General features: G+C 53.1%; 22 protein-coding genes and 1 tRNA gene. 14 read left to right on the forward strand and 9 right to left on the reverse strand.

The genetic code is table 11. From position 1 onward, the window contains the following. Nucleotides 1-38: 38 nt before the first annotated feature. The 8 genes from BUF15_RS01705 to lptA all read right to left on the reverse strand — a co-directional run bounded on the left by BUF15_RS01705 (nucleotide 39) and on the right by lptA (nucleotide 7,717). Nucleotides 39-1,304 (reverse strand): TRAP transporter large permease, encoded by a 1,266-nt coding sequence (locus tag BUF15_RS01705; RefSeq protein WP_073611688.1) that lies wholly within the window; start codon nucleotides 1,302-1,304, stop codon nucleotides 39-41. Next, nucleotides 1,301-1,819 (reverse strand): TRAP transporter small permease, encoded by a 519-nt coding sequence (locus tag BUF15_RS01710; protein ID WP_073611689.1) that lies wholly within the window; start codon nucleotides 1,817-1,819, stop codon nucleotides 1,301-1,303. Before BUF15_RS01710 ends, BUF15_RS01705 begins: the two co-directional genes overlap by 4 nt. Nucleotides 1,820-1,829: 10 nt before the next feature. Then, nucleotides 1,830-2,855, reverse strand: a complete 1,026-nt coding sequence (locus BUF15_RS01715; RefSeq protein WP_073611690.1) for a TRAP transporter substrate-binding protein — start codon at nucleotides 2,853-2,855, stop codon at nucleotides 1,830-1,832. Between the two features lie 49 nt (nucleotides 2,856-2,904). Beyond that, nucleotides 2,905-3,774 carry a TRAP transporter TatT component family protein gene (locus tag BUF15_RS01720; protein ID WP_073611691.1) on the reverse strand — a complete coding sequence of 290 codons (870 nt, stop codon included), beginning with the start codon at nucleotides 3,772-3,774 and terminating at the stop codon, nucleotides 2,905-2,907. A 211-nt stretch (nucleotides 3,775-3,985) separates the two neighbouring features. Continuing rightward, nucleotides 3,986-4,918 carry a helix-turn-helix transcriptional regulator gene (locus BUF15_RS01725; protein ID WP_073611692.1) on the reverse strand — a complete coding sequence of 311 codons (933 nt, stop codon included), beginning with the start codon at nucleotides 4,916-4,918 and terminating at the stop codon, nucleotides 3,986-3,988. A 34-nt stretch (nucleotides 4,919-4,952) separates the two neighbouring features. Continuing rightward, on the reverse strand, nucleotides 4,953-6,410 hold the full coding sequence (gene rpoN, locus BUF15_RS01730) for an RNA polymerase factor sigma-54 (RefSeq protein WP_073611693.1): 1,458 nt from the start codon (nucleotides 6,408-6,410) through the stop codon (nucleotides 4,953-4,955). A gap of 13 nt (nucleotides 6,411-6,423) precedes the next feature. Then, a complete protein-coding gene (lptB, locus tag BUF15_RS01735) occupies nucleotides 6,424-7,146 on the reverse strand; it encodes an LPS export ABC transporter ATP-binding protein (protein ID WP_073611749.1) in 723 nt (240 codons plus the stop codon). Between the two features lie 34 nt (nucleotides 7,147-7,180). Next, nucleotides 7,181-7,717, reverse strand: coding sequence for a lipopolysaccharide transport periplasmic protein LptA (gene lptA, locus BUF15_RS01740; protein ID WP_073611694.1), 537 nt, complete (start codon nucleotides 7,715-7,717; stop codon nucleotides 7,181-7,183). Between the two features lie 379 nt (nucleotides 7,718-8,096). Here lptA and argB point away from each other — a divergent pair, with 379 nt between their 5' ends. The 14 genes from argB to BUF15_RS01810 all read left to right on the forward strand — a co-directional run bounded on the left by argB (nucleotide 8,097) and on the right by BUF15_RS01810 (nucleotide 21,166). Then, nucleotides 8,097-8,987: an acetylglutamate kinase gene (gene argB / locus BUF15_RS01745; RefSeq protein ID WP_073611695.1), complete on the forward strand. Its 891-nt coding sequence runs from the start codon at nucleotides 8,097-8,099 to the stop codon at nucleotides 8,985-8,987. Then, nucleotides 8,987-10,189: an aspartate aminotransferase family protein gene (locus tag BUF15_RS01750; protein ID WP_073611696.1), complete on the forward strand. Its 1,203-nt coding sequence runs from the start codon at nucleotides 8,987-8,989 to the stop codon at nucleotides 10,187-10,189. Before argB ends, BUF15_RS01750 begins: the two co-directional genes overlap by 1 nt. A 477-nt stretch (nucleotides 10,190-10,666) precedes the next feature. Continuing rightward, nucleotides 10,667-11,863 (forward strand): argininosuccinate synthase, encoded by a 1,197-nt coding sequence (locus BUF15_RS01755; protein WP_073611697.1) that lies wholly within the window; start codon nucleotides 10,667-10,669, stop codon nucleotides 11,861-11,863. Between the two features lie 6 nt (nucleotides 11,864-11,869). Then, nucleotides 11,870-13,273 (forward strand): argininosuccinate lyase, encoded by a 1,404-nt coding sequence (argH, locus tag BUF15_RS01760; RefSeq protein ID WP_073611698.1) that lies wholly within the window; start codon nucleotides 11,870-11,872, stop codon nucleotides 13,271-13,273. Further along, the gene (locus tag BUF15_RS01765; protein ID WP_073611699.1) at nucleotides 13,270-14,325 is read left to right on the forward strand and encodes a fibronectin type III domain-containing protein; all 1,056 of its coding nucleotides are present in this window, start codon (nucleotides 13,270-13,272) and stop codon (nucleotides 14,323-14,325) included. Before argH ends, BUF15_RS01765 begins: the two co-directional genes overlap by 4 nt. 210 nt (nucleotides 14,326-14,535) lie before the next feature. Next, complete coding sequence (gene dapF / locus BUF15_RS01770; RefSeq protein ID WP_073611700.1) at nucleotides 14,536-15,375, forward strand: diaminopimelate epimerase; 840 nt, start codon at nucleotides 14,536-14,538, stop codon at nucleotides 15,373-15,375. A gap of 52 nt (nucleotides 15,376-15,427) precedes the next feature. Beyond that, nucleotides 15,428-16,309: a 4-hydroxy-tetrahydrodipicolinate synthase gene (dapA, locus tag BUF15_RS01775; RefSeq protein WP_073611701.1), complete on the forward strand. Its 882-nt coding sequence runs from the start codon at nucleotides 15,428-15,430 to the stop codon at nucleotides 16,307-16,309. Nucleotides 16,310-16,358: 49 nt separating this feature from the next. Beyond that, nucleotides 16,359-17,168, forward strand: a complete 810-nt coding sequence (gene dapB / locus BUF15_RS01780) for a 4-hydroxy-tetrahydrodipicolinate reductase (RefSeq protein ID WP_073611702.1) — start codon at nucleotides 16,359-16,361, stop codon at nucleotides 17,166-17,168. A 21-nt stretch (nucleotides 17,169-17,189) separates the two neighbouring features. Then, nucleotides 17,190-17,732, forward strand: a complete 543-nt coding sequence (gene folK / locus BUF15_RS01785; RefSeq protein ID WP_073611703.1) for a 2-amino-4-hydroxy-6-hydroxymethyldihydropteridine diphosphokinase — start codon at nucleotides 17,190-17,192, stop codon at nucleotides 17,730-17,732. Nucleotides 17,733-17,971: 239 nt separating this feature from the next. Beyond that, the gene (locus BUF15_RS01790; RefSeq protein WP_073611704.1) at nucleotides 17,972-18,250 is read left to right on the forward strand and encodes a hypothetical protein; all 279 of its coding nucleotides are present in this window, start codon (nucleotides 17,972-17,974) and stop codon (nucleotides 18,248-18,250) included. Nucleotides 18,251-18,304: 54 nt separating this feature from the next. Next, nucleotides 18,305-18,949, forward strand: a complete 645-nt coding sequence (gene fsa / locus BUF15_RS01795; RefSeq protein ID WP_073611705.1) for a fructose-6-phosphate aldolase — start codon at nucleotides 18,305-18,307, stop codon at nucleotides 18,947-18,949. 63 nt (nucleotides 18,950-19,012) lie between these two features. Next, nucleotides 19,013-19,654, forward strand: coding sequence for a transglycosylase SLT domain-containing protein (locus BUF15_RS01800; protein WP_234981079.1), 642 nt, complete (start codon nucleotides 19,013-19,015; stop codon nucleotides 19,652-19,654). A gap of 148 nt (nucleotides 19,655-19,802) precedes the next feature. Further along, nucleotides 19,803-19,889 (forward strand) — tRNA-Leu (locus BUF15_RS01805). A gap of 140 nt (nucleotides 19,890-20,029) precedes the next feature. Then, nucleotides 20,030-21,166: a tyrosine-type recombinase/integrase gene (locus BUF15_RS01810; RefSeq protein ID WP_073611706.1), complete on the forward strand. Its 1,137-nt coding sequence runs from the start codon at nucleotides 20,030-20,032 to the stop codon at nucleotides 21,164-21,166. A 906-nt stretch (nucleotides 21,167-22,072) separates the two neighbouring features. On the opposite strand, the gene BUF15_RS01815 is transcribed toward BUF15_RS01810, so the two are convergent. Beyond that, nucleotides 22,073-22,846: a hypothetical protein gene (locus BUF15_RS01815; protein WP_073611707.1), complete on the reverse strand. Its 774-nt coding sequence runs from the start codon at nucleotides 22,844-22,846 to the stop codon at nucleotides 22,073-22,075. Between the last annotated feature and the right edge of the window lie 58 nt (nucleotides 22,847-22,904).

A 22,904-nucleotide genomic window follows, 5' to 3' on the forward strand; every position in this document is an offset into this window, starting at 1 on the left:
AAATGCTTTAAAAAGAGGGGGCCTGAGGGGAGATCGAGTCAACCAAATGTGCGAATCAGCACCTGGCTGAGCCACGGGAAATAGGTGATAACGACAAGTGTAATGAGGAGCAGGGCAAGAAAAGGCAGCGTTGAGCGGTAGAGCTCTACGATGGGTTTTTCAAACCGGTAGGAGGCGAGAAAGAGATTCAACCCCACCGGTGGGGTGCAGTAGCCGATCTGCAGGTTGGTGAGAAAAATGATACCAAGATGGATGGGATCAACCCCATAGCCATTGGCGATAGGCAGGATGAGCGGCACCACCAGCACCAAAGCGGAAAAGATGTCGAGCATGGCGCCGACGATAAGGAGAAAGATGTTCAACAACAGCAGGAAGGTGTATTTGCTGTCAATATATTCACGGATGAACTCAAAAAGTCGCATCGGCACTTCCTGGTCGACCAGGTAGTTGGTCGAGGCCATGGAGGCTGCCAGAATCACAAGAATGCCGCCAAAGAGCATCATCGATTTACTCATGATACCGGGCAGGGCCGAAATCTTGATGTCCCGATAGATGAGTACTTCGACGATCAGTACATAGAGGCAGGTGACGGCCGCTGCCTCTCCGGCCACGAAAAAACCGCCATAGATGCCGCCAAGGATAATCACCGGCAGTGGCAGTTCCCAGGCGGACTGGCGCAAGGCGGAAAGTGCATCTTTGCCGGAATAGCGTTGCTTGTTATCTGGTGCTGTCGGGCTTTGGCGCATGGAGTAAGCCGCCAGCAACACGAGCATCAGGAGGCCCGGCAGAATACCGGCCAGAAAGAGATGGTCGATACGGGTCTCGGAAATGACTCCGTAGAGTATAAGCGGCAGGCTCGGTGGAAATAAGAGACCAAGGCTGCCGGAAGAGGTGATTAACCCCATGGAAAAACGTTCGTTATAGCCATCCTTAATGAGAGCGGGGAGCAGCAGGCCGCCGAGAGCGAATATGGTCACGCCCGAGGCGCCGGTAAATGCGGTGAAGACCGCGCAGACGGCAAGAGAAACCACGGCGAGCCCGCCGGGCATCCAGCCCAGGAAGATCCGGGAGAGCATGAGGATACGCTCTGGCGCCTTGCTCTCTGAGAGGAGGGTACCGGCGAAGATAAAGAGCGGCAGGGAAATGAGCATCGGCGTGTCGGCGAGCCGCGACATCTCGATTACCACCACTGAAAGGTCAATATCCACAGAAGAAAAGGAGATGAGGGCCAGCGCCGAGATAACCAGAAAAAGTGGCGCACCTAAGATTGCGAGGAGAAGGGTAATGATTTTAAACAGTGTCATTGCCTCACTCCTGTGGTGCTCTTATGGCCCTGCAATATGGTTGTAGTGGTGGTGAAAACCAGGGCCAGATAGCGCAGGGTGATCAGTAAAAAAGCCAAGGGAAATATCATGTTCCAGCCCCAGGTGGGGATATCCAGGAGACCGGGACTACCGTATTCGATCTCACTTTGTATGAAAAGGATCGAAGCCCAGGTGAGAAATCCGGAGGTGATCAGGGCGAACAGATGGCAGGCCAGTTGAACCAGTGGTTGCAGTTTTTCCGGCAGCAGGTAGCCGGCGAGATCAAGGGCGATATGTTCACCGCGCGAGGTGGCCATGGAGGCCCCGAGCAGGCCGCTCCAGAGAACCAGATACCGCAAGAGCGGATCGGCCCAGAGCAACCCGCCACCAAAGAAGGTCCTCAGTGCGATCTGTACGCATGCCAGTACGATCATGAAGCCCAAAAGCAGGCAAAGCACCAGCTCCTCGAATCGGGCTCCTTTCTGCGCGAGCGATGATCTCTTCGGTTTGGTCATGGCGGATGGATCAATGCCCGCTTGTTTTATGGGCAGCACGATATGTGTCGAGAATCTTCATCATCTTGTTGTAGGTTGCTTCCGAGAAAGCGCTGCCCATTGCTTTATCTATCGTTTTCTGGCGAAAGGTCTGGAGCTCTCGGAGCGAATCGGGATTGGCTTTTACAAAGGTGACACCCTGCTTTTTCAGCACCAGGTTTGATTCGTCGTTTGATTTACGGGTCTCCTCGATCAGTACCGAGAAATGTTTGGCGGCCGATTCCCGGATAATCGTGGCATATTTTGGCGGCAGTTTGTCAAATTTCTTTTTATCCAGCAAAAAGACGCCATAGGCGTAGCCGAAGGGGTTATCGGTTACGTATTTGGCCTTGGTGAACCATTGCAGCACAATCGAGCCGTAGAGCGAATTGAAAACGGTATCGATCAGCCCGGTCTGCAATGAGGAGAGGACATCGGGGATGGAAAGCTGTACCGGAGAGAGGCCGATCTGGTCTATGAAGGTTGCCGCCAATGGGTCGCCGGCGGGAATCCATATGGTGGATTTTTTCAATTCTTCGGTACTGACCACCGGTTTGGTGGACATCGTATAGATAAAACCGACCTCGGTTCTGGCGATGAATTCAAGTCCCTGTTTGCTGAACTGCTCTTGGAACAGTGGCATGAGGCCTTCACTCACCGCATCAACTTCCTGGTAATTGTTAAACAGAAAAGGAATGGACATGATGCGGAAATCCGGGACAACCGAGGCGATACCGGTCATGGTGAAACCGCCGCCGTGGAGCTGGCCCACCCGCATTTTGCGATACATGGCCTGATCGTCACCCATGATCCCGCCGGCATAGACCCGAAAACCTACTTCTCCGCCGGTTTTTTCGGTGACTTCCTTGGTGAACTTTTCAAACTGGGTTACCCAGACCGAGCCATCCGGAGCAAGGGAGGCGATCTTGAAAAGGTGTTTGGGACCGGCCTGAGCACTGTTTACACCGAGACTGCTGTTCAGCAACAGTGTCATGAGTACAACTATAATGAATCGCATATTTTTCTCCGCTTTGTTTCCATGTTGCAACTTAAGTATTTCTCTCTTCCTACTCCGCAAAAAAGTCTTCTTCCAGCAGCCGCTGGGCCCGTCGTTTGGCGATCTGATTGCTGAGGGCCTGGTCAGGGGCATTGCCAATGGGGAAGTCCATCACTTCCTGCAAAAGCCGATCATGAAGTTCACGGTCAAAAAGTTGCCGGGCCAGCGTTTCGGCATAGGTTGCCTGGACCATCAGGAATCTATGGTGGGAGAATGCCAGGGCCTTTTCAAAATGTTGGGCGCTTTTTTCCGGATCTCCACCGAACATGGGTGGCCGGGTGGCATAGTAAGCCCCGAAAAAGAGGTGAGGACTACCCATCTGGTAGCTTTCATCAAGCTCCAGGAGCCGGGCCATTATTTTTTCCACCGTGGCGAGATCGGCCATGGCCGCTGGTGCGCCCTGTTCAGCCTGAATCCACCCAAGCCAGGCGAGTGTGCCCCAGAACAGATCGGGTACCTGGGAAGAGCGGAGACCGGCAAGGCGCTTTTCAAATTCGGCTGCATCGGTACCTGGTGCGATGGGCAGCATCTGGGCAATCAACGTGGTGCCATACAGCCGGCTCTTTTGGGCCACCGCATCGATACGTTCTTCAGGCAGGCCGCACTCCGTCATGGCGGCCAGATAGCCGCTGTAAGCCTGGGAGCCGACTCTGAGCAGATTACGACTTTCCGGATCGGAAGCAATCAGGCTGTCGATCATGAGCAGATAGGCCGGTGAGCCTTCGCACACCAGATCGAGATCTGTCTGTTTCTGCAGATTGGCAACAGTAGGCTCGATGAGCGTGTTGGAAAGTAATGTCGAGCAGGAGCTCATAAAAGGCAGGATTGCGAGCACAAAAACAAAACGACATATGACAGCGCTGGTCCATCCTGATGACATGGTGGGTGCCCCCTTGTGTGGTGTTGAGATAAAAACAGCCTTCTCGCAGGAGAACAACAAACTCTACTCTTTATACGTTGTCTGCACAAAAAAGACTATAGCCACAACAGAGCAGATGACAAAGGGAATCGTAACGGATTGAGAAGCTTATCCTCGTGAGATTTTTCCAAATCCCCGTTTCTTTCTCAGGTCCATTCGAGTTATGCCGGTTCTACCCGTAGAATGTTGCCATGGTTTTGATTTCCCCTGCCACCTTCTGGCGAAGGCTTTTCGGGGCGAGAACCTTTGCCTGCGAGCCATATTGCAGTACCTTCATGGCAATTTCCCGGTCATCGCTGACCGGCAGTTGCAATATGACCCCGTCTTCGACCTCTGTAATTATCTGATCCCGGTGCCAGTGCTGGTGCCGTACAAGTTCCGCAGCAGTGCCGGTAAAGAGGATTTCCGCTGTCTGCGGAGTTGTACCTTTAAAGATGCCAAAGGATGACTGCAGATAGTCCTCTTCAAGACCTTGAACAAAGGTGATTTTTTCGTTGCCGAGTTCTGCCCTGGTGATTCTCGCGATATGGAACATGCGCATTTCACGGCGTAATCGGCAGTGAGCCAGCAGGTACCAGCGTCCCTGGTAATTGCAGAGCCTCTGTGGCTCGATGGTCCGTGAAGAATTGGTAGTAGCCTTGGTCGAATAGTCGATGGCGATGGTTCGCTGCTGGACCACTGCCTCGAAAATCACTCGAAAAATTTCGGTGTCGATATGTTCAACCTCGATCCATTCGCAATAAAGGCTCTGCATCAACCGGGCATGGTCGGCGGAAAGCATGGAGGAGAGCTTTTTCTCAAGCTGCATTACTTCGGGCAGTTCGCGCAGTCCCGCTTCGTGGGCAAATTTACTCAGCATACCGAGGAGCAGGGTGACTTTCGGGCTTTCGGTAAAGGGCAGGGAAAAATCGCTTTCCGTGTAATAGAAGCCGTTCCGACGGTTGTCGAAGGCGAGCGGAGCCATCAAACGGTCCCGCAAGTAGGCGATATCGCGCCGGGCTGTGGCTAAAGAGACCTCGAAGCGGTCAACGAGGGTGGTGGCGTTGGGGTAGCTGTTGGTTAAAAGGTCCTGATGAAAGGAGTAGACGCGTTCGAGCAGGCTCATGAACTATTCTCTCCCCTTTGTTGTTACAGGATGACTATCTGTTCTGGCGGCGGTGCTTGACCGGCAGTATCTTCATCTGCTCCCGGTATTTGGCCACTGTGCGCCTGGCAATCTGGATATTTCTCTCGGCCAGCATATCGGAGATGGCACTGTCGCTGAGCGGCTTGGACTTGTCTTCTTCCTGGATCATCTGGCGGATCCGGGTCTTTATCGACTCTGCGGCAAGTGCATCTTCCCCTTCTCGCGGGATGGCAGTGGAGAAGAAGTATTTCAGCTCGTAGATACCCTGCGGGGTGTGGGCATATTTGTTGGACGTGACCCGGCTGATGGTAGACTCGTGCATTTCGATGTCTTCAGCAACGTCGCGCAGGATTAGCGGCTTTAAGTACTTCGGTCCGCGTTCGAAAAAGTCGCGCTGGAACCTGAGGATTGACTCCATGACCTTGTAGATGGTGCGCTGCCGCTGGTAGAGCGATTTGATGAACCATTCGGCGCTTTTCACTTTTTCAGCGATGTAGCTGCGCGAGTCTTTCTGGAGATCCTTGGTGCCGCTTTGTAATAGCTCAAGGTAATGACTGGAAAGTTTTAAATTCGGCAGGTCGTCATCGTTTAAGCGGATCACGTAGTCGTCGTCGACCTTCATGATGTAGACGTCGGGCACGACATAGTTGGTATCGTCGGTGGCGTAGGGCAGTCCCGGATAGGGGGTGAGCTCAGAGGTGATGAAATCGATAGCCTTGAGGATATCGTTTTTCTTGCGGCCTGTGACCTTCATCAGCTCTTTGTAATTGCGCACCTCGAGCAGGCTCAGGTGGTCTCGGACAATGACTGCGGCCAAACTCTTGCCTTTGCCCATCCGCTCCAGCTGCAGAAAGAGCGACTCGCTGACGTCGCGGGCGGCAATGCCTGGAGGGTCAAGATCCTGAATCACCTCAAGCACATAGTCGACCTCATCGGGGTTCGACTCGGTGCTGGCGATAATCTCGTCGATTGTTACCTCGAGAAAGCCGTAGCGATTGAGGTTGCAGATAATATAGAGCGCCACCTCCATCTCTTTTTCGTCCAGTTCGCAGTGGGCGAGCTGCCATCGCAGATAGGCGATCAGGCCTGGCTTTTCGGAGATGAAATCGAATTGAGACGGGGCGTCGGCGGCCGGTGTTTCGTGGGCAAACGAGAAGTTGGAGTCGAAGTTGTTGGAGTAGTCTTCCCAGTTGACATCGCCCAGACTTTCACGTACCGCTACCTGCTCTGTGTGATCTGCTTCCTGAGCCGGTTCGGTGTGTTCGATGCTGGAACGCAGTTCAGGGGGTAACTCAATAGTCTCTCCTATGGAGAGATCTTCTTCCAGGGCGGGGTTCTGTTCCAGTTCCGCCTGCAGGGCGCCGGTCAACTCGAGACGGTTCAGCTGGAGCAGCTTGATCGCTTGACGCAGCTGGGGCGTCATGACCAGTTTTTGTGCCAGCTTGAGTTGTTGTCTGAGTTCCAGTGCCATAATTGCGCCGTACCTACATGGTGAAATTTTCGCCCAGATACATCTTTCGGGCAACTTCGCTCTCGATTATATCATTGGCAACGCCGCTTGTTAAGATCTGCCCGGCATTCATGATATAAGCAAAATCACATACCTGAAGTGTTTCCCGAACGTTATGATCGGAAATCAATATTCCCAGCCCCAGGTCTTTCAGGCTGCGGATCAGCTTCTGTAGTTCGCCTACGGCCAAGGGGTCGATTCCGGCAAAAGGTTCATCGAGGAGGATGAACTGTGGCCGGGTCGCAAGGGCCCGCATGATCTCAACCCTTCGCCGTTCACCGCCTGAAAGAGCATGACCAAGATTGTTGCGAAGATACTCTATCTTCAGCGTGGCCATCAACTCCTCAATGCGATTGTTGATCTCATTTTTATGTAAACCAAGTGGTTCCAGGATGATCCGGACATTCTCCTCGACTGTCAGTTTACGAAAGACTGAGGGCTCCTGCGCCAGGTAGGAGATGCCCTTTAAGGCGCGCTTGTGGATGGGTAGTTTGGTAATGTTCTCGCCATCCAGCAGAATTGAGCCTTTCGTCGGACGGATAAAGCCGGCGATGGAATAAAACGAGGTGGTCTTGCCGGCACCGTTTGGTCCCAGCAGTCCCACAACTGCGCCGGTGTGGACCTGGAGACTGACGCCGTTGACAACAGTTCGGTTGCCATACGTCTTGATGATATTTCGGGTTTCGAGCAATGCCATGTGCTGTGTGCTGTCCTTCAAATAAGGCAGTGCCTTACTCCTGAATAATGGTCATTTTGACCCGGCCCTGATCCTTGCCTTTACCGTTCTTGGCGCCGGCAGGGGCCGCAACGACCTCGGAGCGTCCTTCATCGATATAGTAGATGATCTTGTCGCCACTGACCATGTTCTTTCCCTGCCAGGCCTTGGCATCGCCGATCAGGATAAACTGCCGTTCGGCCGAGAGGTAGACCATGTCTTTGGAGGTGCCGAGCCAGTCGTCCCGGGTGATCTGGACATTACCGTTGCAGACCATTTTCTCGACCTTCTGCTTTGCTTCCGCTTGGGCCTCTTCTTTGGCCTTTTGCGTGTAATAGACGATCATCTTGTCGGTGCGAATCCGGACATTGGCCTGGCGGGCATCGACATCACCGGTAAAGATGACGGAGCTTTCCTTTTCCACCGATGTCATGTGATTCGCTTCGACGGTGATGGGTGATTCCTCTTTCTTGGCGGCAGCGTACAGACTTGTGCTACAGAAGAAAAACGCGCTGAAAATCAGCGCGGAAAGCAGTCGAAACCGGATAGTCATGCCTGTTCTCCATTATCATTGAACCGCTAGGCGGTCGTGTTTCATGCAATTACCGGACCCAGTGTAGCCCACGGTTTGTAAAAAGTAAAGGGGAGCTATGAATGGCCAGGGAGCCGGGCTGAGTTTTTTCCACTCCGTCAGCAGGGAGCGCCTGCATTGTAGAGTGTTGTATATATTATGCAAGAGAGAGTTCTTTACTTGCGTTTTCGGAGTCAGTACTATAGATGTCTGTTTTCGGCAACGTCTTTTCCCCGGTACCTCAACTATCTGATAACACGACTTGAGCCCGGATGTTTCATGTGTTGTTCATGAAAATTTCCACTTATTATTTTTTAACCGGCTTGACGCGTCATTGCGGACTACAGCCATGGATACGTCTATGAAGGAAAGCATTGAGAAGGCCAAGGTCCTGATTGAGTCGCTACCGTATATGCAGGAGTTCCGGCACAAAACGGTGGTTATTAAATACGGCGGGCACGCCATGGTGGACGAACATTTGAAAAAGCAGTTCGCCCTCGACGTCATCCTGCTCAAACAGATCGGCATCAACCCGGTCATCGTGCATGGCGGCGGGCCGCAGATCAACCGTTTTCTCGACAGGCTCGACATCAAGCCGAGTTATGTCCAGGGTATGCGGGTGACGGACGGCGAAACCATGGGTGTGGTGGAGATGGTGCTGGTCGGTAAGGTCAATAAAGAGATCGTCGGCCTGATTAACCACTGCGGCGGTAAGGCGGTGGGGCTTTCCGGTCGTGACGGCGATCTGGTATGTGCCCGCAAGCTGCAGATGAGTGCTAAGGCCGAGAGTGCCGAGATGGAAAACAAGCCGCCGGAACTGATCGATCTTGGCCGGGTTGGCCAGGTGACCAAGATCAACGCCGGAGTGCTCGAAATCCTATATAAAGGCGATTTCATCCCGGTTATCGCGCCGGTTGGTGTCGGTGAGGATGGCCAGGCCTACAACATCAATGCCGATCTGGTGGCGGGTGCCATTGCCGGAGCGCTGAACGCTGAAAAGTTGATCCTCCTGACCGATGTTCCCGGGGTAAAGGACAAGGAGGGGAATCTCCTCCAGAGCCTCTCCCGTGATCAACTCGAAGGGCTCATTGATGACGGAACGATCGCAGGTGGCATGATTCCCAAGGTGCGCTGTTGCGAAACTGCGGTGAAAAACGGGGTAGGCAAGACCTACATCGTCGATGGAAGAGTGGAGCACGCTATTTTACTGGAAATGTTCACCCGGGAAGGGGTTGGCACGGAGATCTACTGATGGGAAAGGCAAACGAAGAGTGGAAAGAGAAGGGTAACCGGGTATTTGTCGGTAACTATGCCAGGTACCCGGTGGCCATGGTGAAGGGTGAGGGGTGTAAGCTGATCGACGCCGACGGCCGTGAATATCTCGATTTCCTGGCAGGCATAGCCGTGGCAGGTTTAGGCCATTGCCATCCGGCGGTGACCGAGGCCATCTGCCGCCAGGCCGGCGAGCTGGTCCACGTCTCGAATCTCTATTACACCCGTCCCCAGACCGAGCTGGCCGAACTGCTGGTAGCCAATACCTTTGCCGATAAGGTGTTCATGGCCAACAGCGGTGCCGAGGCCAACGAGGCGGCGATCAAGCTGGCTCGAATCGCAAGCGGTGAGGGCAAATACCGGGTAATTTCCCTGGAAGGTTCCTTCCATGGGCGAACCCTTGCCACCGTGGCCGCTACCGGTCAGCCCAAATTTCACAAAGGGTTTGAGCCGCTGCCCGATGGTTTTGACCATGCCCCCTTTGGCGATCTGGCTGAGGTGGAGAAGCGTATTAGCCCGTCGACCTGTGCCATTCTCTGTGAACCGGTTCAGGGGGAAAGTGGTGTCCGTCCGCTGGAAAAGGAATACCTCCAGGGATTGCGGGCTCTCTGTGATAAACACGGATTGCTGCTCATTTTCGACGAGGTGCAGACCGGCATTGGCCGTACCGGAACGCTCTTTGCCTACCAGCAGCTGGGAGTGGTGCCGGATATCATGACCTCCGCAAAGGGCTTGGGTAATGGTTTGCCGATCGGGGCCATGTTGACCACCGAAAAACTGGCGGCGTTTCTGGTACCGGGAACCCACGCCTCTACCTTCGGCGGCAATCCCGTTGCTTCTGCCGCCGCTGTGGCGACCCTTAAAGTGATGTTGGCAGATGGGTTTTTTACCGATTTGCAGGCGAAAGGGCAATATTTTATCGAGAAGCTGAAGGTGCTGGCGGACCGTTTTCCAATGCTGGCTGCCCAGACCCGCGGTCTTGGCATGATGCTCGGTTTGGTATTAACCGAGCGTGGGGTCGAACTTGGCACCGAGATTGTCAATCGGATGCTCGCCAAGGGCTGCATCATAAACTTTGCCGGTAATGCCGCACTCAGGTTTGTGCCGCCCCTTGTCGTCAGCCGTGAGGAGATTGACCAGCTGATGCAGGCGCTGGAAGAGACCTTTGGCGAACTGGCCTAGTTCCCGGGTTTTCCTGCCGGCTCTCACGAAACCGCGAGAGCCGGTGGTTCAATATTGCAATGAGGTGATGACGTTCCCGTTACCAACCTCTTTCGGCTTTTTCCTTTTGACAAATTTTGTCCCGTAACACCCTCGCAATGGGGAAAAACTTTGCAAATCCCCGTCATTTTATGTAATGATACTTCTTTTCTCCTTGGTAGGTGTTGGTGCAGAGGTTTGGGGAGGTACTATCCTGCGAACCAGGCCCGGTTCAATGTTCCTTTCAGTTTTTCATCTTTAGATTTCCCGGTCCTGTTAATTGTGGTATTTCGCAGGTTGTTATCCTTGTCAAAACCTCAACATCTTCCACTGCTTCATGAAGTTATAGATTAATCGTTGGTGCCAGCGGCTTTTTGTGAGAAGCAGGCAACAATATAGCGGGGTGCTGACAGCACCTTCATATGCAAACAAGTTGCACTTTCCCTTTGAGGTTGTGAGATGGACGTGAAAAAAATTGTGCTTGCCTATTCCGGCGGCCTCGATACTTCGGTAATTCTGACATGGTTGACTGAACAGTATGACTGCCCGGTTGTGGCTTATTCCGCCAATATCGGTCAGGAGGAAGACTGGGATGCAGTAGAGAAGAAAGGTATGGCCACTGGCGCGGAGAAGGTGATCATCTCCGACCTGAAGAAGGAATTCGTCGAAGAGTATATCTTCCCGGCTTTCCGGGCCAACGCTATTTACGAAGGCTCCTATCTGCTTGGCACCTCTCTTGCCCGGCCGCTGATTGCCAAGGAGCAGGTCCGCATTGCCGCCGAGGAAGGCGCTGATGCGGTGAGCCATGGCGCCACCGGCAAAGGCAACGATCAGGTGCGTTTCGAGCTTGGGTATATCGGCCTTGATCCGAAATTGAAGATCATCGCCCCGTGGCGAACCTGGGATCTCACCTCTCGTACCAAACTGGTCGAATATGCCCAGAAGCATAATATCCCGGTCCCGGTCACCAAGGAAAAACCCTACAGCTGCGACGAGAACCTGTTGCATGTGAGCTACGAGGGAGGAATCTTAGAGAATCCTTGGAATGAGCCGGATGCCTCCATGTTCAAAATGACCGTCTCTCCCGAAATGGCGCCGGACACCCCGACCTATATCGAGATCGAGTTTAAAAACGGTGATCCCGTGGCTATCGACGGGGTTGTAATGGAGCCTCTGGCGCTCTTTACCAAGCTGAACAAGGTTGCCGGTGCCAATGGTATCGGCCGTCTTGACCTGGTGGAAAATCGTTTCGTCGGTATGAAATCCCGCGGTGTTTATGAGACTCCTGGCGGCACCTTGCTTCGTGAATCGCACAGGGCGCTTGAGTCGATCACTCTTGACCGCGAGGTTATGAAGATTCGTGATTCGCTCATCCCGCGCTACGCCGAGCTGATCTACAACGGTTTCTGGTTCTCTCCGGAGCGCGAATTGCTGCAGGCCACCATGGACGCCGCCCAGAAAACCGTCAACGGTACCGTGCGCATGAAGCTCTATAAGGGCAACTGTATTACCGTTGGCCGCAAGTCAGACAACTCGCTCTATCAGGAGAGCTTTGCCACCTTCGAAGAGGACATGGTCTACGATCAGGGTGATGCTACCGGTTTTATTCGCCTCAATGGCCTTCGTCTGAGAATCCAAGCCTTGCAGAACAAATAAAAGATCATGGCAAAAAAAGAAAGCGGTTCCAAAAAACTCTGGGGCGGTCGGTTTGCCGAAGCGACAGCCGGATCGGTGGAGGCGTTTACCGCCTCCATCCACTACGATTCACGGCTCTATAAATACGATATTGCCGGCAGCAAGGCTCATGCCACAATGCTTGCCTCGCAGGGCATTCTGTCAAAAGAGGAGCTGCAGGCGATTGTCGATGGCCTCACCTCGATCCAGCAGGATATCGAGGCGGGGACTTTCGAATTCAGGCGCGAGCTCGAAGATATTCACATGAATATCGAAAAGGCACTGGTGGACCGGATCGGTCCGGCCGGAGCCAAGCTGCACAGTGCCCGTTCACGTAATGACCAGATCGCCCTCGATTTCAAGATGTACCTGCGCGACCAGTGTGACATCCTGGCTGAGCTGCTCGATGGGATCCGCCGGGCCTTTGTTCTGCTGGCCCGGAAATACATCGGTCATGTGATGCCGGGTTATACCCATCTGCAGCGTGCTCAACCGGTGCAGATCGCCCATCACATGCTGGCCTATTTCGAGATGTTTGGCCGTGACAAGGAGCGCATTCTTGATTGCAGAAAGCGGTTGAACCTCTCGCCGCTCGGCTGTGCTGCCATGGCCGGTACCGGCCTGCCCATTGATCGTGAGCAGGTGGCCGAGGCCCTTGGTTTTGCCGGAGTCACCGCCAACTCCATGGACACCTCGGGCGACCGTGATTTCGCCATTGAGTTCGTGAGCGCCTGTACCCTCATTCAGCTGCATCTCTCCCGCCTTTCCGAGGAGCTGGTGCTCTGGTCGTCGAGCGAGTTCAGGTTTGTGGAGATTGCCGATAAGTTTTGCACCGGCTCCTCCATCATGCCGCAGAAGAAGAACCCGGACATTCCAGAGTTGATTCGCGGCAAAAGCGGCCGGGTTACCGGCAGCCTGATGAGCCTTATAACGCTCGTCAAAGGATTGCCGCTCACCTACAACCGCGACCTCCAGGAAGACAAGGAACCGGTATTCGACACAGTCGATACTGTCACTGCCTCGGTATCGATCATGGCCGAGCTTCTGGAAAACCTCAAGTTCCGTACAGAGGTGATGGAGGAAGCAACCAAAACCGGCTTTATCACCGCCACCGATCTCGCCGATTACCTGGTGTTGAAAGATGTGCCGTTCCGTGAGGCCCACGGCATTGTTGGTAGAGCCGTGGCCTATTGCCTTGGCAAGGGCTGTGAGCTGGATCAGCTTACGATGGAAGAGATGAAAAAATTCTCCCCGATTATCGAAGAAGACGTGTTTGAGGTGCTGACGGTTGATGGCTCGGTAAACAGCCGTATCTCTACCGGTGGCACTGGCCTGGCGCGGGTCGAGGAGGCGCTTGAAAAGGCGGAAAAACTGATGGGGATTTCGGTATGAATTCAGTCAGCGGGGTACGAATTGCAGGAGGCCTGCTGCTGGGAGCACTTCTGACAGTAGGCGGCTGCGGTTACAAGACTCCGCCTGTGCCACCGGCAACGGTGGTGCCGGTGGCCATTGAGGATCTCCGCTACACCGTTCAGGAAGACCAGGTTCGGCTGAGCTGGACCTTTCCCGGAAAAAACATCAAAGGCGAAGAGATCAATGACATTGCCGCTTTTGACCTTTACCGGGCCGAGATCCCGCTGGACGAGTATTGTCCGACCTGTCCGGTGCCCTTTGTCGAACCGATCGAGGTGGATGGCGGCATGACGGTGGTCGATGGTAAGCGGCGTATTGCCACGTACGATTACGATCTGTTGCGGCAGGGCCATAAATATTTTTTCAAGGTCCAGGCCAAACGTGACTGGTGGGCGGCGAGCGCAGACTCTAATATCGTTACCTTTGTCTGGCATGTCCCGGCGGTGCCCCCAACCGGGCTTACCGCTTCAGCTGCCGATTCCAGTGTGCAGCTGAATTGGCAGCCGGTTACCAGTCGCCGCGACGGCGAGCCGGTGCAGACCGATGTCCTCTATCAACTGCTCAGGAAAACCGGTGAAAACGACTATACCCGCATCGGCAGCCCGGTTGCCGAGACGTCTACGGTGGATCGCAAAGTTGTCAATGGTCAGCAATACAGCTATCAGGTGCAGTCTGTATTGCGTTTCGGCGAAGACCTGGTCTTTGGCGGAGCGTCCGAGCCCGTCATCGTTACCCCGGTGGACACTACCCCGCCACCCGTACCGACCGGTGTCGAGGTGTTCAATACGGGTAAGGGAATCCGAGTGGTCTGGGAGCCCTCCACGGCAGCTGATGTGGCCGGTTACAACGTCTATCGGCGGTCGGAAGGCGGTGGCTTTGGGCTGATCGGGACCGTCGCTGTGCCGGACAGCACCTTTGTTGACGAAAGTGCCGGTGAGGACGCGTATTTCATCTATGCGGTGACGGCATATGACCGAACAGGCAAGGGCAACGAGAGTAAGAAATCGGCGGAGGCTAAACCCCGCTACTAATGCGGATTTGACAGCTTTGCCGACAGGTGGGTCAGGCCCTTCAGTCACGGTCGGCTGAAGGGCCTCTTCTGTTGATAGCCTGCCAATAAAAGAGTACAACTGCCACAAAAGACTCTCTTGTAAAAAAGTAAGCCTTACCATGCAGATGGACTCTGGAAAAAGTTCGAAGGAGATCGGGCTTTTTACGAGTCCATCAAAAAGGAGCGTACAATGACCGTACAGTTTCCAGTAGCCTTTGAAAAGATGAGCGGCACCGGCAATGATTTTATTATCATCGATAACCGGGCCGGTCTTATCCCGCATGAGGAGCAGGCCCAGTTTGCCGTCAAGGTTTGCCGCCGGAAGTTTTCGGCGGGGGCAGATGGCCTGATTCTTATCGAAAATACTGAAACCGCCGATTTTAAATGGCAGTTTTATAATGCCGACGGCTCGGTGGCTGAGATGTGCGGCAACGGTTCACGCTGTGCCGCCCGCTTTGCCTTTCAGCATGGCATTGCCGGCAGGACCATGAAGTTTGAAACGATCGCCGGTATAATCGAGGCGGAGATCATCGGCAGTGAGGAAGAGGTCCGTATTCTTCTGACTGAGCCCCTTGATTATCGCTTCAACCTCGAGATAAACCTCGACGGCGAAAGCCATGAGGTGAGCTTTGTGAACACCGGCGTGCCCCATGCCGTGATTTTTGTGGACACAAACGACGTTCCTGTGAAAAAATGGGGCAGAAAGATTCGCTATCACGAACTGTTTCAACCCGCCGGGACCAACGCCAACTTCGTGCGACTCCTCGGCGACAACACCATCCTTTCCCGCACCTATGAGCGCGGCGTTGAGGATGAGACCATGGCCTGCGGCACCGGTGCGGTAGCCTCGGCCATTATGGCCTCGATTCACAAAGGACTGGTTTCACCCGTTGAGGTACAGACCTCGGGCGGAGACCGGTTGACGATCCATTTTGACATGAAATCTGGCCCGGAGGCGCAGAAAGTCTACCTGCAGGGCCCGGCACGAATAATCTATTCAGGAAACCTGACGGCCGAATCGCTGCTGTAACGACACCAGCTCTTCGACCAGCAAAAACACGAGAGAAATACCAGGAGGAGTCATGAAACAGTTTCACGGAGCATTTACTGCTATTGTCACACCGTTCATCGACGGCCAGGTCGATGAGCAGGGGTTTGTGGACCTGATCGAGTATCAAATCAAAAGCGGTATCCATGGCCTTGTTCCATGTGGTACTACCGGTGAATCCGCTACTCTTGGTTTTGATGAGCATAAGCGTGTGGTCGAGCTGGCAGTGGAGACAGTGGCTGGCCGGGTCCCGGTTATTGCCGGTACCGGCGCCAACAATACGCTTGAGGCCATCGAGTTTACCGAAAGTGCCAAAGAGAGCGGTGCAGATGCGGTACTTTCCGTTGTGCCCTATTACAACAAGCCGAGCCAGGAAGGCATCTACCAGCACTTCAAGGCCGTGGCCGAGGCAGTCGATATCCCGATGTTTCTTTACAACGTGCCGGGACGCACGGTGATCAACATGTTACCGGAGACCGTTGCCCGGTTGGCAAAAATCGACAATATTATCGGAATAAAAGAAGCCTGCGGCAGCCTAGAGCAGGTGAGTGATGTTATCCGCATGTGTCCTAAGGATTTCATCTTGCTCTCCGGTGACGACTTCACCTCCATGCCGACTGTTTTTGTCGGTGGTAAAGGTGTTATCTCAGTGGTCTCGAACATGCTGCCCGGTCCCATGGCACAAATGGTAGAGGCCGCTTTGGATGGTGATATCGCCCGTGCCAATGAGCTGCATTATAAACTGTTTCCACTCATGAAGTGCATGTTCGCCTGCCCGAGTCCGGCTCCGGCCAAGCAGGGTCTGCAACTGATGAATATCATCAGGGACGCATCACCGCGGTTGCCGATCACCCCGGTCGATGAGCCGACCATGGCGAAACTGAAAGCGGCAATGACTCAGCTCGAGCTGCTGTAAAGCTGGTACCCGTGTTTACGGGTCCCTGTTGCAATAAGGAGAACACGACATGATCAAGGTTATCATCGCCGGCGCCGCCGGTCGTATGGGGCAGCGTATCGCCCACATGGTCAACATCCATCCTCAGCTGACGATTGCCGCCGCCTTCGAGGCTGAAGGCAACCCCGCAATTGGCAGGGATGTCGGTGAGTTGGCTCTTGGCCAGAAAAACGGGGTGCTGATCGAGCCCGGTCTCGAATCCGTGATCGATAAGGGTGATGTTATTATCGACTTCACCTTTCACGCCGCCACCATGGGTTTTGCCCGCATTGCCGCCAAAAAGAATGTGGCGATGGTGATTGGCACTACTGGACTCACCGAAGAGAATCTGGCTGAGCTGGCTGAACTGGCGAAGAACTTTCCGTGCGTTCAGGCGCCGAATATGTCGGTCTGTGTGAATGTGCTTTTCAAGCTGGTCAAGAAGACCGCCGCCATTCTTGGTGACGACTTCGATATCGAGATTGTCGAGGCACACCACAACAAGAAAAAGGACGCTCCGAGCGGCACAGCCTTAAAACTTGGCGAGCTGGCGGCAGAAGGCGTGAACCGCAAACTGGCCGAAGTCGGGGTCTTTGAGCGCAATGGTATTATCGGTGAACGAAAAGCCGGTGAGATCGGTATCTCTACCATCAGGGCGGCGGATATCGTGGGCGAACACACGGTCTATTTTGCCGGTCCAGGTGAGCGTATCGAGTTGACCCACCGGGCCCATAGTCGCGATCACTTCGCCAAGGGCGCGACGACTGCTGCGGCCTGGCTGGTCGGTCGGCCAAACGGTATCTACACGATGTTCGATGTGCTCGGTCTGCAGGACCTTTAATATGCAAACCGGAGCAAAACAATGAAAGCGGATGAAAGTGCCCGGGTCTTTATCGGCATGGGCTCAAATCTGGGCAATAGCCCCGAGACCCTGCTTGCGGCCTGGGAGATACTCGGCCAGGACAGTAAAATCCACCTTGTCGCCCTGTCCAGCCCATATGTGTCCGCCCCAGTTGATATGCACAGCCAGCACTGGTTCACCAATGCGGTGGGTGAATTACGCACGGCGCTTGGCCCCGAAGAGTTGCTGGCCAAGCTGATGGAGGTCGAGGCCACGCTAGGCCGGGTACGTGATGAGCAGGCCTTTGGCTATCAGGATCGCACCATCGATCTCGATCTGCTCTACTACGGGGAAGAACAGTGCGACGACCCGGAATTGGTGCTTCCGCACCCCCATCTGCATGACCGGTTGTTTGTTCTCAGTCCGCTTCTTGAGATTGCTCCTGACTTCTATGACATCAGAAGGGGCAAAACAGTGAGGGAACTCAAAGAAAGGCTGGAGATCAGGATGGCTGAGGGAGCCGTGCGCAAACAGGAAATAAGCCCATCCAACTGGCCCGGATAACTTTCGGCTGTGGGTGTCGCCATCATCCCGGACGCAGATATAAAAAACGCAGGTCATGGATGTGGTTGTGGTTGATGCAAAAAATAGTTTGGTGAATGTGAATATTTGGATACAATGGCAGGTGATAGAGTGTGAAACAGCGAAATAACGCTCAGGCTGAAAAAGGCTGTCAACCTGTTGGTCTTTCACCAGAAATGACGAGCCGTTCAGGGCTCTTTATCTCTTAGGAAGAGGTCGAATTGAGCCCTCTACGTATACTTGTTATCGCAGTTCTCCTGTATATCGGCTATCGGCTGATTACCGGAGGTCGTACAAAGAGCAGCAGGGATGATACTATTTCATCAGACCCCCGCAAACCGGACGAACCGGTGCAGGACGTGCTGGTGGAAGATCCCATATGTCACAGCCTTGTTCCGAAACAGCAGGCAATACACCTCAAGCATCGCGGCTCGATGGTCTATTTCTGCAGTGAGGAATGCTGTAATACTTTTGTTGCCCAAGAAGGGTCGGAGTCGTAACAAACCCGGAATCTGCCTGAGCAACACACGAAATCAACATTAAGGAGAAACGAGATGAAATTTTTCATCGATACAGCGAACATAGAAGAAATCAAAAAAGGTGTGGAAATGGGGATGGTGGACGGTGTTACCACCAACCCTTCACTGATCGCCAAAGAAAGCCAGCCGTTTGAAGAGATCCTGGCCGGTATCTGCAAGATCGTCGACGGCCCGGTAAGCGCCGAAGTGGTCAGCCTTGAGGCTGCCGGTATGGTCGCAGAAGGCCGGGAATTAGCCAAGATCAGCGACAACATCGTCATCAAGGTGCCGATGATCGTTGAGGGTCTGAAAGCCACCAAGATGCTCGCTGCCGAAGGTATCAAGACCAACGTTACCCTCGTCTTCTCCGCCAACCAGGCACTTCTGGCGGCCAAGGCTGGTGCCGCTTTCGTCAGCCCCTTTGTCGGCCGTCTCGATGATATCGGCGTCTCCAGCATGGACCTGATCAGCGATATCGTCACTATCTACGACAATTACGGTTACCAGAGCGAGATTATCGTCGCCTCCATACGCAGCCCCCAGCACGTTCTGGATTCTGCGTTGCTCGGCGCCGACATCGCCACCATCCCCTACAAGGTTATTGCGCAGCTGGCCAAGCATCCACTGACCGATAAGGGCATGGAACAGTTCCTGGCCGATTGGGAAAAACGGGCTAAATAGAACCAACGTAGTGGCCGGATGGTGGTACTCTATCCACCGTCCGGTCTTGGAACTGAGGGACTCGTGCAATCAGACACCGGTAAAACACATCTCATTACCCTTGTGACCGCAGCCGTGCTGCTGTTGTCGGCCGCCTGTGCTTCGGCGTCGGATATGTACATGTGCACCGCCCGGAACGGTTCGATCAGTTTCACCAACACCCCCACAGATAGCAATTGCACAGAACTTGTTGAGAAAAAGAAGTTTGCTACTGCAATTAAACCGTCTGCCAGCACCTTTGGCGCATCGTTCTACTATCCAACCACGGGCTATAGCGGCTCAATTGATAAATATATCAGCTTTGCCGGGGCGAGGTACAATATTGACCCTCGACTGCTGAGAGCGGTTATCCAGGCTGAATCAGGCTTTGATGTCCGCGCCACCTCCAACAAGGGTGCAATTGGTCTGATGCAGCTGATGCCGGAAACTGCCCGTGAGCTTCGGGTGCGAAACCCTCTGAACCCCTGGGAGAATATCGACGGTGGCGCCCGCTATCTGCGCCAGATGCTTGATACCTTCAATGGCAACCTCAGATTGTCTCTGGCTGCCTACAATGCCGGGCCAGGTGCAGTCAAGCGGGCAGGCGGCATTCCCAGCTATCCTGAAACCCAGAATTATGTTCGCACCGTTCTTCGCCATTACCGCAGCTATCGTGGTGAAGGTTAAAAAAACAGAGCCTGCTGTTTGCCTGACCATTTTTCACCAACACTGTCAGCACTTTACATTTCGTCACACGATCTGACCAATTCCTCGGAAAGAATTCCGCTTTCCTCTTGACTCGTAAGGAAAAAGTACGGTATATACAACCTCTACCGCCGGAGTGGTGAAACTGGTAGACGCACTGGACTCAAAATCCAGCGACCGCAAGGTCATGTCGGTTCGATTCCGACCTCCGGCACCATAGGAATAACAAGCACTTATCCTGGTTGCCGGGTAAGTGCTTTTTGTTTCCAGGTGTTTTGGGTGTAAGCTTTTACTCCTCATCACACCCGATTTTCATGCATTTCCTCTTCAGTACATCTTCAGTAGAGGAGCATGGAAATGTCCAAAATCACTTCAAAGCTTGTCAGTTCCGCTCGTCCTTCATCTTCAGAGTATTTCATCCGTGACAGTGAACTGAAGGGGTTCGCACTGCGGGTCTTTCCTTCTGGGACCATCAAATACCTCGCCGAGGTTTGGCACGAAGGCAAATCGCATAGGAAAACCTTGGGGTCTCATCCGGTGCTGACGCTTCAGGACGCAAGGAAACAGGCTCTTGCTTTCATCCGGGATGTTCAGTCAGGTCAACGAGAGGAGAGTCGGAAAGCCAAGGTGACCTTGGGGGATCTGTTCAAGGATTACACCAAGGGCGACCGCCTCAAGCCCGGCACCTTAAAGAACCACACGCAGGTCGTTCGGTTCTATCTCAAGGACTGGATAGATAAGCCTGTGACCTCTATCACCAAGGAGATGGTCGAGAAGCTGTTCTTTCAGATCAGAGACTATGGCGTTCATGAGGGAAAACCGACCTACTCACAGGCAACAAAGACCATGAGGATACTGTCGGCGTTGATGAACTATGCCTGTGCCGATGAACTCATTGAGAACAACCCTGTGACCGTTCTGAAGCTCAAACGCATCGACCGGAGCATCATCAAGCGGGAGCATTACCTGAAAGCCGAGGAGGTCAGGAGACTGCTCCAGGTCACCCGTAACGAGACACACCCTATGACCCTTGCTGTTCACTTGATGCTCTACACTGGTCTTAGGAAGAACGAGGCGCTACGGTTGAAATGGGAGGATATCGAGACGGTCAATGACGTGTCTTGCATCGTCATCCGGGATACCAAGAACTGCAGGCCGCATTATCTGCCTATCACGCCAGTCATTAATGAGATTCTCAAGAAGGCCAGTAATGGTTCTATGTACGTTTTCTCTTCTCCCCAGCATAGTGACCGCCATTTAGTAGATGAGAGGCCCACCTTGAAACGATTGTCAAAGGCTATAGGGGTTGTTTTTAAATGTCATGATCTGCGCAGGACGTTCGCTACAAGAGCTTCTGAAGCTGGTGTTGACTTTCTCATGGTGAAGAGGCTCCTTAACCACAAGAGCAATGACATCACTGCTCAGTACATCCAGTGGAACTCAAAGCAGAACCTACTCGTAATGAGAGATGCACTAGCACGGGTTGAGTATTGATGAAAAGGATAGATTGTATTGCTACCTAGTCTGCATCTACAGGTACGTTCTGGCACTAGCTACAAGATGCAGGAGAGGCAAGCTGTCCTAGCTTACTTACCTCTAACCTGTTGGCTACTGCCAACTGGCTCCATGCAATGGAAAGCTCTATCTAGTTCTAGTAGATGCAGGAGAGGCAAGCTGTCCTAGAACGTACTAGAGAGTACTAGAGATACTTGGTTGTATAGAGAGCTTAGTACCCTACCTACTTACGTACTTAGGTAGGGTTTCTATAAAGAGTGTAACCAAGAGAGTACTAGAGAATAGTAGAACGTACTAGAGAGTGCTAGTAGATGCATAGAGGTAAGCTGCTCTCCATCCTGCATCTTGGCATCTTGCTGCCATAGAACGTTCCAGCACTCTCTGGCACTTAGCTTCCTTAGAAGCATAAAGAATTTAAAACAAGCAGGGAGACCTGCACACCTTCGCTCAGGATCAGCCATCCTGGGCGACTCAAGCCTGCCATCCTTGGCTACGCCAAGCCTGTCATTCTTGCTACGCCAAGTCTGTCAATGATCCAGAAGCTCGGCGCACGAATCATCATGGCTGGTACAGGATGTACAGTCCTAGATATGGGCCAGAATGGGATGGATGTAGCAGAATTTCCAGGGTATCCCTTTCTAAGGATTCTGTCTAGAACATACTGTAATTATTAGAATAAAATAGGCGACTGCGCACATCGTTTGCGCATTAAGTGTGAAATAGTTGTTAGGCGCATCGAGCCCCATCTAGGATGTACAGTCCTGCCAGGAGCGCCTGAGAGCCATATAGGTGCAACGGAACTCGCTCTCTGTATTTCTTTAAGACGTAGCCCTATCGGCTCGCTATGGAGCTGCTAGGGCCAGAATGGGCAAGATGCAGAGAGGATCAGATAGAGGCTATCCAGTCCTCCAGGAGCTTCCGCATTCTTGGATTGACGATCATTATTTTGATTGGCTCTCCCTTCCTGATAGCAGAGCGCCATATGAATTGCAGGAGAGATGATAGAGCGTGCTCATCTTCATTCATCACCATTCCATGCTTGCTTAGGTGCTTAGGTAGAGCAGGATGAAAGCAGACATTGCAGAGGTATACTATAAAGTTCCTGCCTGCATAGTCGTTAGTCCCTTTACAGTTCCATGGAACATGCTGGGTAGGGCCACCCTTCTTGTACGTAGCGTAGCCTTTGATACCTATGTGCTTGCCCTTACCATTTGCTCTGGCATCTTTATAACTAGATGGGCACGTCCACATAACATCCTCCCTAGGCACCTTATGCGTACGCTTCAGGCTGTCACCTATAGAGTTTCGTATCTTCAAGAGAGTTCCAGGTGTAGCCTTGTCGTACCAGCTCATGCTGAGTGAGTATTTGGAATCTGTTTCTGCCGTAACTCCTCTAGGTGCATCTACCAAGGTGATCAGCTCCTTGGCCTTCTCAGCTATTTCCTTCTGTCTATCAGGGTCTGGCTTCTCTATCCTGTACTTAATTCCATTGAGCTTAAAGAATGCTGCCATGTCTGAATGCTCGAACCGATAGGTCAGGATGGTATAGCTCCTTGCAACTCGAAAGAATCCAGCAGGGATAGTCCAGACAAAGAAGAGGAACTTAGCATCTTCGAGATTACCATGAGTTATAGTCAAATCTGGTGTTTGAAGAATCATTCTTAGATATTGACCACCCTGGTCAGCTCACCTTCTTTTACTGGTTCAACCCTCTCGC

It is taken from the genome of Desulfopila aestuarii DSM 18488 (genome assembly GCF_900143695.1).
Classification (GTDB): Bacteria; Desulfobacterota; Desulfobulbia; order Desulfobulbales; family Desulfocapsaceae; genus Desulfopila; species Desulfopila aestuarii.